The sequence below is a fragment of the Streptomyces sp. NPDC028928 genome (genome assembly GCF_055564915.1).
In genome coordinates this window covers 284,661-295,439 of the sequence record NZ_JBVHVI010000011.1, presented here as the reverse complement: position 1 = coordinate 295,439, position 10,779 = coordinate 284,661, and the positions used below count along the sequence as shown (strand labels likewise).

Genomic DNA, 10,779 nt, shown 5'->3' with positions numbered 1-10,779 from the left:
GGTGCCTCCCATCGCCCACCCGTGCCGCCCCAGCGGCACGACTGCCCGCAGCTACGCGGATGCGACGACCGCTGCGGACAGGCGCCCCGTCACCCCTTCACCGCTCCGGTGAGCATCCCTTTGCGGAAATGCTTCTGGACGAACGGGGACAGGACAGCCACCGGCAGCAGGGCCAGGACCATCACGGCCATCTGGACGGCCAGGGGGGACAGTTGCCCGGTGTTGATCTGGGCCGACAGGCCGACCGGCCGTTCCTGTTTCTGGACCAGCTGGATCATCACGTTCTGCAGCGGCATCATCTTCTGGTCGGTGAGATAGATCGACGCGTTGAACCAGGCACTCCAGTACCCCACCGCGTAGAACAGGGTGATCACCGCGAGCACGGCCCGGGACAGCGGCAGCACGATCTGCCACAGGATCCGCCAGTCCCCCGCCCCGTCGATCCGCGCGCTGTCGATCAGTTCGGGCGAGATGCCCATGAAGAACCCGCGCAGGACCAGGATGTTGAAGACGCTGACCGCGCTCGGCAGGATCAGTGCCAGGTAGGTGTCGGTGAGCCCGAGCGCCTGGACGAGCAGGTACGTCGGGATCAGGCCGGCCCCGAAGAACATCGTCGCCAGCAGGGTCATCAGGATCCAGCGGTGGCCCAGTGAGCCCCGGCGCGAGAGGCCGTACGCGCACAGCACCGACACCGTCATGCTGAACAGCGTGCCGACGAGCGTCACCCCGACGCTGACCAGTGCGGCGCGCTGCACCTGGCCGCCGCCGAGCAGTTCCTGGTAGGCGACGAAGGTGATGCCCTTGGGGATCACCACCAGTCCGCCGGTCTCGTCTATGACCTTCTTCGGGGACAGGCTGGTGACCACCACGATCCACAGCGGGAAGAGCACGGCGAAGCAGGCGATCGCGAGGACCAGCCCTTTCGCGGCGAGCCCGGCCCTCGCCGGCTCCTCCTCCCAGGACGGCCGGGGCGGCGCCGCCCACCGGCTGCGTCTCTCCCGCTTCTCCGGCCGCTCGCGTTCCACGGGAGGCCGTTCGGCGACGGTGCTCATTTCTCGTACACCCCCTGCTCGCCCATGAGGTGGGCCACCTTGTTCGCCACGAGGACGAGGGTCAGTCCGACGACGCCCTTGATCAGGCCGGCCGCGGCCGCGTAGCTGAAGTCCTGGTTGCGGATGCCGTTCCACCACACGTAGGTGTCGAGCACCTCGGAAGCGTCCGGGCCGACCGCCTGCCGCTGGAGCAGGAACTGCTCGAAGCCGACGGTGAGGGCGTCGCCGACGCGCAGGACGAGCAGCAGGGCGATCACCGGCCGCAGTGCGGGCAGGGTGATGTGCCACATGCGGCGCCAGCGCCCGGCACCGTCCATCGCGGCGGCCTCGTACAGGTCCGGGGAGACGGCGGCGAGGGCCGCGAGGAAGACGATGATGCCCCAGCCGGCGTCCTTCCAGACCGTCTGGGCCGTCACCAGGAACTTGAAGACCGAGGGGTCGGTCATGAGGTCGAAGCCGGAGTGCCCGTGTTCGCGCAGGGTCTGCGCGAGGACGCCGGCGCCGCCGAAGATCTGCTGGAAGACGGTGACGACCAGCACCCAGGAGAAGAAGTGCGGCAGATACATGATCGCCTGGGCGACCGCGCGCACCCGGGGCCGGATCACGCTGTTGATGAGCAGGGCCAGCGCGACGGGGATCGGGAAGTACAGCACGAGCTGGAGGAGGAAGAGGACGAAGGTGTTCTGCACGGCGTGCCAGAACTCCGAGTCCTCGAAGACCCGTTGGAACTGCTCGAAGCCGACCCAGGGGCTCTGGAAGACGGCGATGAAGCCGTTGTCGCTGAGGTAGGGGTCGTAGTCCTGGAAGGCGACGACGTTGCCGAGGATCGGGATGTAGTTGAAGACCAGGAGCAGCAGGACCACGGGCAGGGTCATCAGGATCAGGGTGCGGTCGCGCCGGAATCTGATCCTCAGGCTGAGCCCCCGGCCGCGCGCCCGGCGGCCGGTGGCGCCGCCGGACGCCGCCTCGGCCTCCTCCCCCGCCTTGGCCCTGCTGCGGGGCACGGTGCTGGTCACTTCGCCGAGCCGGTGGAGTCGAGCAGCTTGCGGTACCAGTCGCGCAGGTCGTCGCCGCCCTGTTTCTTCCAGTCGGAGACCGCCTGCTGTACGTCGCTGATCTTCTTCCGGCCGCGTACGACGTCGTCCTCCAGCTGCTCGAAGTCGTCGGCGAGGTTGGACCAGCGGCTGGGTTCGGTGATCGTCAGGCCGTAGAAGGAGGACTTCTTGGTGAAGGCGCCCATGCGCTGCTGCCACTCGACCATGCCCCGGGTGACCTCGGGGAAGTCGGGGTGGGCGACGTAGGCGGCGGGCTTGCCGGTGTAGTCGAAGGCGCCGAGGACCTCGTTGACGCCCTTGGTGGTCTTGGTGGGGACGCCCTTCTGCAGGGTGTAGTCGGTGCCCTCGACGCCGTATTCGGCGAGCAGGCGCTCCTTGGTGCCGAAGGGGGCGGCGCAGAAGTTGGCGACGGCGAGGAAGTCCTTGATCTTCTGCTCGGACGCGGTCTTGTTGACGAAGGTGAAGATGTTGGACGGTTGGGTGGCCCACAGGAGCGGGTCGCCGCCGTCGTGGGTGAAGATGTCCATCGCGGCCATCTCGAAGTCCGGGTTCTGGGTGTGCTGTTCGGAGGTCTTGCCGAACCAGTCGGACAGGTCCTGGTTGTAGACGAGGAGCTTGCCGGCGGTGAACCGGGTGCCGGGCGGGTTGGCGGTCTTGCCGGCCTTGTCGTCGGGGTGGACGACGCCGGCGGCGAAGAGCTTGCGGGCCCACTCCAGCGCTTCGAGGTAGGCCTCGGTCTCGATCCGGTTGATCAGCTTGCCGTCCTGGAGGTTCCACCACAGCGCCTTCTCGCCGCCGTTGAGGACACCGAAGGCGCTGAAGGCGGTCCACTTCATGTCGGCGCAGGCCCACACCCCGCCCCTGGCGTCGGTGGCCTCCTTCGCCCAGGCGAGGAACTCGTCGGTGGACTTGGGGAGTTGCCAGCCCCTCTTGTCGAAGACGTCCTTGCGGTAGAAGGGCGCGATGTTGGGGACGTAGGAGCCGGGCAGCGGGATCGCCCGCAGCTGTCCGCCGAAGATGGCGCGCTGCCAGGCATCGGTGGGGACGGCGGCGAGGTTGGGGTAGTCCTTGACCTTGTCGCCGGACAGATAGGGGCCGAGGTCGGCGAACTTGGCGTTGATGGCGTTGGGGATCTTGCCCATCAGGTTCCAGCCGGGGACGACCACGACGTCCGGGATGTCACTGGAGGCGAGGACCGCGCCGAGCTTCTCGTCGTAGGTGTTGCCGTCCTGGTTCTGCCAGCTGGTCTCGACGCCGATGGCCTCGTTCATGGCCTTGTAGTACGGGTTGCCGTTGTCCGGCGGGGTGCCCCACAGCGGGGCCATGATGGTGAGCCGGCCGCCGCTGCCGAGCTTCTTCGGCACGGAGGTCTTCAGCTGGTCCATCGCGACGGCCTTGGTGAAGCCGACCGCCGAGCCGTTCTTCGAGGGGATGTCCGGGGCGACGACGCTCGACGCGACGTACGCGGGAAGGATCTTCTGCGCCGCCTTGCCGGAGGTGGTGCCTTCCTTGCGGCCCTCCTGCCCGCCGCCGCAGGCGGTGAGCAGCGGCATCCCGCCGGCGACCGCCGCGGCGGCGACCGCGGTGGAGGCGAGGAAGCTTCTCCGGCTCGGGGAGCTTCTCCGGCTGGGCGCGGAGGAGGCGGAGGCGGCGTTCGGCGTCATTGCGTCAACCCTTCATGGCGCACCAGGACACCCGGCGGTGGGCCGTCGGCTGCGGTGTCTTCAGTGGATCCGGCTGAGCGGAAGCGCGTCTGCCGTGCAGAGGCAGTCGAAGCGCTTCGAAGTTGCTGCGAGGTTAAGTGAACACGTGAGGGCACACAAGGCCCGTTCCCAAGATTCCTCCGTTCTCCGGCGAGCCCGGCCAGTGTTGGGGTGCGTGGGAAAGTCGGTCCTGTTTCGGCCCAGCACCTTGACACCCCGACACCGGTCGACCGAGCATCGAAGCGCTTCGAAAGGACCGTCTCGCTCCATGCGCAAGGGGAACCGCTCGTGACCGTTGACTCGCCGTCCACGCCGCCTTTCCGCGATCCGCACCTGCCGTTCGCGAAGCGCATCGAGGACCTGCTGGCACGGCTCACCCTGGACGAGAAGATCTCCTTCCTGCACCAGTTCACGCCCGCCGTGGAGCGGCTCGGCATCGCCGCCTGGCGGACCGGCCAGGAGGCGCTGCACGGTGTGGCCTGGATGGGCCCGGCGACGGTGTTCCCGCAGGCGGTCGGTCTCGGCGCGACCTGGAACCCGGAGCTGGTGCGCCGGATCGGCGAGGCGGTCTCCAAGGAGGCCCGGGCGATGCGCGCCCGGGACGACCGGGTCGGGCTGAACGTCTGGTCGCCGACGGTCAACCTGCTGCGCCACCCGCTGTGGGGCCGTAACGAGGAGGGCTACGCGGAGGACCCGAAGCTGACCTCGGCCATCGCCACGGCGTACACCCGGGGCCTGCGCGGCGACCACCCCGTGTACTGGCGCACCGCGCCCGTGCTGAAGCACTGGCTGGCGCACAACAACGAGACGGACCGGGCCACTTCGTCGGCCTCCGTACGCCCCCGGGTGCTGCACGAGTACGACCTGCGCGCCTTCAAGGACACGGTCGAGGCGGGTGCGGTGGCCGGGGTGATGCCCGCCTACAACCTGGTCAACGGCCGCCCCAACCACGTCTCCCCGTACCTGCGCGAGCAGTTGCGCACCTGGACCGACGACGAGCTGCTGGTCTGCTCGGACGCGGGCGCGCCCTCCAACCTGGTCGACGCCGAGCACTACTTCGACACCCACGAGGAGGCCACCGCGGCGGCCCTGCTGGCCGGCGTGGACAGCTTCACCGACCACGGCACGGACTCCGCGTCGATCACCGCGCGGGTCAGGGGGGCGGTCGAGCAGGGTCTGCTGACGGAGGGGGACATCGACACCGCCGTCCGCCGCCAGCTCTCGGTGCGCTTCCGGCTCGGCGAGTTCGACCCGCACTACGACCCGCACGCGGGCACCGGCGAGTTCGACACCCCGGCCCACCGGGCGCTTGCGCAGGAGGCCGCCGAGCAGGCGATCGTGCTGCTGAAGAACGACGACGACCTGCTGCCCCTCACCCCCGGCACCCGGATCGCGGTCGTCGGGCTGCTCGCCGACGAGTGCAAGCTCGACTGGTACAGCGGCAGCCTCCTCCACCGCTCCACTCCCCTGGAGGGCCTGTACGAGCGGTTCGGCGCGGAGCGCGTGCAGTTCGCGGAGGGCGTGGACCGGGTCCGGCTGCGGACGGCGGCGGGCGCGTTCCTGTCCGTGCCGCCGGCCGGGGCCCCCGACCGGGCGCGCGCCGCCGAGGGCGCCCTGGACCCCGCGCTGCTGTCCGGCCGCACCGACCTGCCGCCGCTGACCACGGACCCGACCGGCACCGAGTTCGCGCTGGCCGACTGGGGCGAGGGGGTGCTGACGCTGCGCGCCCCCGACGGCCGCTATCTCTCGGTCGCCGAGGACGGCTACCTGCGCGCCTCCGCCGACCAGCCCGGCGGCTGGATCGTCCAGGAGACCTTCCGGCTGGAACCGCACCGCGGCGGTCACCTCCTCGAGCACCTGGGCACGGGTCGTCACGTGCGGGTCGCCGCCGACGGCGTGAAGGTTGCCGACACGGGTGACGTCTTCGAGGTCGTGACGGTCGAGCGGGGCGAGGAGGCCGTGGCCCGGGTGGCGGGCGGGGCGGACGTCGTCGTGGTGGTGGCGGGCAACGACCCGCACATCAACGGCCGCGAGACCGAGGACCGTACGACCCTGCTGCTGCCCGAGCACCAGCAGCGGCTGCTGCGCGCGGCCCGGGCCGCCAACCCGCGCACCGTGCTGGTGCTGGTGTCGGCGTACCCGTACGCGGTGGACACGGTCCGGCTGCCGGCCGCGCTCTGGACGGCGCACGGCGGCCAGGCGGCGGGCACGGCCCTGGCCCGGGTCCTGGCGGGCGACGTCTCCCCGGCCGGCCGCCTCCCCCAGACCTGGTACGCCTCCGACGCGGACCTGCCCGACCTGCTCGACTACGACGTGATCGGCAGCCGTCAGACCTATCTCTACTTCGACGGCACCCCGCTCTTCCCCTTCGGCCACGGCCTGTCGTACGCGTCGTTCGGGTACGCCGGCGTGGCGGCCCGGGTGGAGGCGGACTCGGTGCTGGTGAGCTGCACGGTCACCAACACCGGGGACCGGACGGCGGACGAGGTGGTGCAGCTGTACGGCCGGGCGGTGGACCCGTCGGTGGCCCGCCCGCGCCGCGAGCTGCTGGACCACCGCCGGATCACGCTCGCCCCCGGTGAGACGGCCGCCGTCTCCTTCGAGGTCCCGCTCAGCGCACTGGAGTTCTGGGACGTGCGGCAGGGCGGCTGGCGCCTGGAGGGGGGCCCGTACGAACTCCTGCTGGGCGCGTCCAGCGCGGACGTACGGCTGCGGACGACCGTGCACCTGGACGGTCCGCCACCGGCCCCCCGCAGGGCACGGGAGCGCGGCCTGTCCGGCGCCGATTTCGACGAGCAGTCCGGCGTCGCGCTCGTGGACCGGACGAGGACGGCGGGCGACGCGGTGACCCCGGCCCACGGAGGAACGGCCGAACTGGTCTACCGCGCCTGCGACTTCGGCGCGGGCGTGAGCGAGGTGACGGCGGAGCTGGCGGGCGAGGGCACCCTGGAACTCTCCCTGGACGGCGGCCCGGTCCTGGCGACGCTCACCCCGGACACCCCCACGGCCGGCCCGTACACCTACACCAGGGTGACCGCCGCCCTGGTCGCCGAGGGCGTCCACGACGTCCGCCTCGCGCTGCGCGGCCCGCTGCGGCTCGCGCACGTCGGCTTCTCCGGTTGAGGGTCCGGGGAAGGCCGGCACCAGCAAGGGGCCCGGCACCGGAAGGCAGCGGTGCCGGGCCCCTTCGGGGTGGCGGGAGTTGCGCCACGGCGATTCTAAATGAAAATGGTTCCCAATAGCCAGTGGTGGCAGACGTGCTCTTTCACCGCTAGCGGACCACAATGATCACGATGGTGCCGTTGCCGAACCGGTGATCGAAGCGGTGGTCGAAACGATGATCGAAGCGGTGGTCGGAGCGATGGTCGAAGCAGCGCCAGCCGTGGTGGCCCCAGCACCAGTCGTTCGTGACCCGGGTGGGCGCCGCAGGGGCTGCCGCCGAGGCTGTGCCTGCCGCGCCGATCGCGGCGCCGCCGGCCATCAGCAGGCCGGCCGCGGACGCCGCGAAGAGGCGCCTCGCGCGTGATGCTCGCATGACGGCCCTCCTTCTTCCCTCAGGGGTGCGGCCCTACTGTGTGTACGTCCGCGGAGCCCTTCCGGATTGCCTCGGCGAGAGAAAACGGCGAACGGCCGCAGCCCCCGCACAGTGGGCTGCGGCCGTTCTGTTCCTGACCTGTCCGTGGCAGGTCAGAGCGCGAGACCGGTGAGGACCAGCACGCGCTCGTAGGTGTAGTCCTCCATCGCGAACCGCACGCCTTCGCGGCCCACGCCGGACTGCTTGGCGCCGCCGTACGGCATCTGGTCGGCACGGTAGGACGGGACGTCGCCGATCACCACACCGCCGACCTCCAGGGCGCGGTGGGCACGGAAGGCGACCTGCAGGTCGTGGGTGAACACGCCCGCCTGGAGGCCGTACTTGGAGTCGTTGACCGCGGCGAACGCCTCGGCCTCGCCGTCCACCTTCTGCACGGTGAGGACGGGCCCGAAGACCTCCTCGCAGGCGAGGGTGGTGCCCGCCGGTACGTCGGTGAGCACGGTCGGCGCGTAAGAGGCGCCGTCCCGGTCACCGCCGGTGAGCAGGGTGGCGCCGGCCTCCACGGCCTCCTTCACCCAGGACTCGACGCGCTTGGCGGCGTCCTCGCTGACCAGCGGGCCGACGTCGGTCTTGTCGTCGGACGGGTCACCGGTGACCTGGGCCTCGACGGCGGCGACGATGCGCGGCAGCAGCCGGTCGTACACGGAGGCGTCCGCGATGACGCGCTGCACCGAGATGCAGGACTGGCCGCCCTGGTAGTTGGAGAAGGTCGCGATGCGGGTCGCGGCCCAGTCCAGGTCGGCGTCGGAGGCGTAGTCGCCGAGGACGACCGCGGCGCCGTTGCCGCCCAGCTCCAGCGTGCAGTGCTTGCGCGGCACCGAGTCCATGATCGCGTAGCCGACCTGCTCGGAACCGGTGAAGGAGATGACCGGCAGGCGCTCGTCCTGGACGAGGGCGGGCATCTTGTCGTTCGGCACCGGGAGGATGCTCCACGACCCGGCCGGCAGGTCGGTCTCGGCGAGCAGGTCACCGAGGATCAGACCGGACAGCGGGGTGGCGGGGGCCGGCTTCAGGATGATCGGGGCGCCGGCCGCGATCGCCGGGGCGACCTTGTGGGCGCACAGGTTCAACGGGAAGTTGAACGGCGCGATGCCGAGCACGACACCCTTCGGGAAGCGGCGGGTGAGCGCGAGCCGGCCCTGGCCGCCGGCGTCGGTGTCCAGCCGCTGGGCCTCGCCGCCGTTGAACCGCCGGGCCTCCTCGGCGGCGAACCGGAACACGGAGACGGCACGCCCGACCTCGCCCCGGGCCCACTTGATCGGCTTGCCGTTCTCGGCGGAGATCAGCTGGGCGATCTCCTCGGTGCGCTCGGCCAGCCGCTTGCTGACGTGGTCGAGCGCGGCGGCGCGGACGTGCGCCGGGGTGCCGGCGAACTCGTCCCGGACGGCGTACGCGGCGGCCACGGCCTCCTCGACCTGGGCGTCGTTCGGCACGCTGACCTTGCCGACGAGCCGGCCGTCCCACGGGGAGGTGACGTCGAAGGTGTCCTCGCCGGTGACCTGGCGGCCGGCGAGCCAGAAGGCATGGGTGGAAGTCATGTACGAGTCCCGGCCCTTCCGCGTTGGAGGTGTACTGCTTGGCTTGCGTCCTCCACGGTAGGGCGGGGGCGGCCGGGGGGCGCTTGTCCGAGTCGTAGCAGTTGCGGTGGGGGGTACGCCGGATTGGCGAGGTGAGCCGCCCGCGTCGGTCACTCGGTCGACGTCGCCTTCAGGGCGAGCCACAGCTCCATGCGTACGTCGGGGTCGTCCAGGCTTCGTCCGAGGATCTCCTCGACCCGGCGCATCCGGTACCGCAGGGTGTGCCGGTGCACACCCAGGTCGGCCGCCGCGGCGTCCCACTGGCCGTGCCGGGACAGCCACGCCCGTAGCGAGGCGACGAGGTCTCCCCGACCGGTCGCGTCGTGTTCGTGCAGCGCCCGCAGGAGCCCGTCGGCGAACGCCTTCACCGCGTCGTCGGCCAGCAGCGGAAGGACGGACCCGGCGGCCAGCTGCTCGTGCTCCACGAACACCCGCCCCCGCCGCCGCGCCACCGACAGCGCCTGCTCGGCCTGCTTGTACGCCGCTGCCGCCGCGATCGGCCCCGCGGGCGCCGACAGGCCGACCACCAGCTCGCCCTCGTCCGCCCGCCCCTGCTCGGTCGCCGTCCGCCCCGCCTCCAGCGCCGCCGCGTACGCGGAGCACGCGGCGACCGCCGCGCCCTCGTCGGCGGCCAGCACCACCAGCCGCTCCCCCTCCGGCACGACCAGTACGGCCTCCCCCGCCCGCGCCGCCGCGGACTCCACGGTCTCCGCGAGTTCGCCCAGCGGTTCGCCCGCCGTACCGGACCCGGACTCGGCGACGATCATCCGGAACGGGGCGTCCAGCAGTCCGCCGTACAGGTCCCCGGCGACCGCCCGGGCGTGGTCGGGTTCGCCGGCGAGGAGCATGCGCAGCACCGCCGCACCGACGCGCTGCTCGGCCGCGTGCAGGGAGCGGGAGCGTTCGGTGGTGAGGGTGAGCAGGGCGATGGCGGAGTGGACGGCGTACCGTTCGGCGGTGCCGAGCGCGGCGGCCGTGCCCACGGCGAGCGCGGCCCGCGGGTGGCGGCCGGTACCGAGGCTGTGCAGCTCCACCCGGTCCTCGTGGTCGGGCCCGCCGACGACGGAGGAGGCGGGGGCGGGCCGCTCCCGCAGCCGTTCCACCTCGGTGGTGAGCCGGGCGGCGCGGCGGCCGGCCCACTCCGGCGCGGCGGCGACGACGGCGCCCGAGGCGTCGTACAGCGCCGCCCAGCCGTCGACCTGGGCGGCGAGCGCGCTGAGCACCCCCTCGGGACCGGTGTTCAGCGCCTGCTTGGTCAGCTCGCGCTGCGCGGCGAAGCCTGCCGTGACCGCGCGGTACTGGTCGGCGGCGATGGCGGCGGAGACGGCCTTGCTGATGGCGAGGAAGGGTGTGCGGCGGGGGACCTCCAACAACGGCAGCCCCTCCTCCGCGCAGGCGTCGACAAGAGCCTTGGGGATCTCCTCGTAGTTGACGCCCACGGCGAACCCGAGCCCGACGACGCCGGCGCCGGCCAGCCGCCGGACGTACCGCCGCATGGCCTCCGGATCCTCCGCGTCCAGCTTGAGCGCGGTGATCAGCAGCAGCTCGCCGCCCTCCATGTAGGGCACGGGGTCGGCCAGCTCGCTGACGTGCGCCCAGCGGACGGGCACGTCCAGGCGGTCCTCGCCCGCGCGCACGGTCAGCTTCAGCGCCGAGTGGTGGACGAGCGAGGCGAGAGTCGGGGGCATGGGGCCTTCACGGTGAGGAGACGCGGCGATCGCGATGATCTCTTGGCCGCCGTGTACGAACGGCCTACCCCGATTCTGCCTCACCGTACGACCCCGCGTCGGCCCTCCG

Annotated in this window: 7 protein-coding genes; 1 reads left to right on the top strand and 6 read right to left on the bottom strand. The window is 71.6% G+C overall.

Going from position 1 to position 10,779, the window contains the following annotated elements; all coding sequences use genetic code 11:
• Window positions 1-89 precede the first annotated feature (89 nt).
• From ACZ4U1_RS26710 to ACZ4U1_RS26700, 3 genes are read right to left on the bottom strand one after another with little or no spacing between them, the layout of a single operon-like run.
• Window positions 90-1,052, bottom strand: a complete 963-nt coding sequence (locus ACZ4U1_RS26710) for a carbohydrate ABC transporter permease (protein WP_467906590.1) — start codon at window positions 1,050-1,052, stop codon at window positions 90-92.
• On the bottom strand, window positions 1,049-2,068 hold the full coding sequence (locus ACZ4U1_RS26705; RefSeq protein WP_467906588.1) for an ABC transporter permease: 1,020 nt from the start codon (window positions 2,066-2,068) through the stop codon (window positions 1,049-1,051). Before ACZ4U1_RS26705 ends, ACZ4U1_RS26710 begins: the two co-directional genes overlap by 4 nt.
• Window positions 2,065-3,771, bottom strand: coding sequence for an extracellular solute-binding protein (locus ACZ4U1_RS26700; RefSeq protein WP_467906586.1), 1,707 nt, complete (start codon window positions 3,769-3,771; stop codon window positions 2,065-2,067). Before ACZ4U1_RS26700 ends, ACZ4U1_RS26705 begins: the two co-directional genes overlap by 4 nt.
• A 327-nt stretch (window positions 3,772-4,098) precedes the next feature.
• Here ACZ4U1_RS26700 and ACZ4U1_RS26695 point away from each other — a divergent pair, with 327 nt between their 5' ends.
• Entirely contained in the window at window positions 4,099-6,933 is a 2,835-nt protein-coding gene (locus tag ACZ4U1_RS26695; RefSeq protein WP_467906585.1) for a glycoside hydrolase family 3 C-terminal domain-containing protein, read from the top strand.
• 148 nt (window positions 6,934-7,081) lie between these two features.
• On the opposite strand, the gene ACZ4U1_RS26690 is transcribed toward ACZ4U1_RS26695, so the two are convergent.
• The 3 genes from ACZ4U1_RS26690 to ACZ4U1_RS26680 form a co-directional block, all read right to left on the bottom strand.
• Window positions 7,082-7,345, bottom strand: a complete 264-nt coding sequence (locus tag ACZ4U1_RS26690; protein ID WP_467906584.1) for a hypothetical protein — start codon at window positions 7,343-7,345, stop codon at window positions 7,082-7,084.
• Window positions 7,346-7,497: 152 nt separating this feature from the next.
• Window positions 7,498-8,943 (bottom strand): aldehyde dehydrogenase family protein, encoded by a 1,446-nt coding sequence (locus ACZ4U1_RS26685; RefSeq protein ID WP_467906583.1) that lies wholly within the window; start codon window positions 8,941-8,943, stop codon window positions 7,498-7,500.
• A gap of 149 nt (window positions 8,944-9,092) precedes the next feature.
• Window positions 9,093-10,670: a PucR family transcriptional regulator gene (locus ACZ4U1_RS26680; protein WP_467906581.1), complete on the bottom strand. Its 1,578-nt coding sequence runs from the start codon at window positions 10,668-10,670 to the stop codon at window positions 9,093-9,095.
• Between the last annotated feature and the right edge of the window lie 109 nt (window positions 10,671-10,779).

Bases quoted from the DNA above. Each gene is read 5' to 3' on its own strand.
- ACZ4U1_RS26700 (WP_467906586.1), bottom strand. From the start codon at position 3,771: ATGACGCCGAACGCCGCCTCCGCCTCCTCCGCGCCCAGCCGGAGAAGC.
- ACZ4U1_RS26710 (WP_467906590.1), bottom strand. From the start codon at position 1,052: ATGAGCACCGTCGCCGAACGGCCTCCCGTGGAACGCGAGCGGCCGGAG.
- ACZ4U1_RS26690 (WP_467906584.1), bottom strand. From the start codon at position 7,345: ATGCGAGCATCACGCGCGAGGCGCCTCTTCGCGGCGTCCGCGGCCGGC.
- ACZ4U1_RS26685 (WP_467906583.1), bottom strand. From the start codon at position 8,943: ATGACTTCCACCCATGCCTTCTGGCTCGCCGGCCGCCAGGTCACCGGC.
- ACZ4U1_RS26680 (WP_467906581.1), bottom strand. From the start codon at position 10,670: ATGCCCCCGACTCTCGCCTCGCTCGTCCACCACTCGGCGCTGAAGCTG.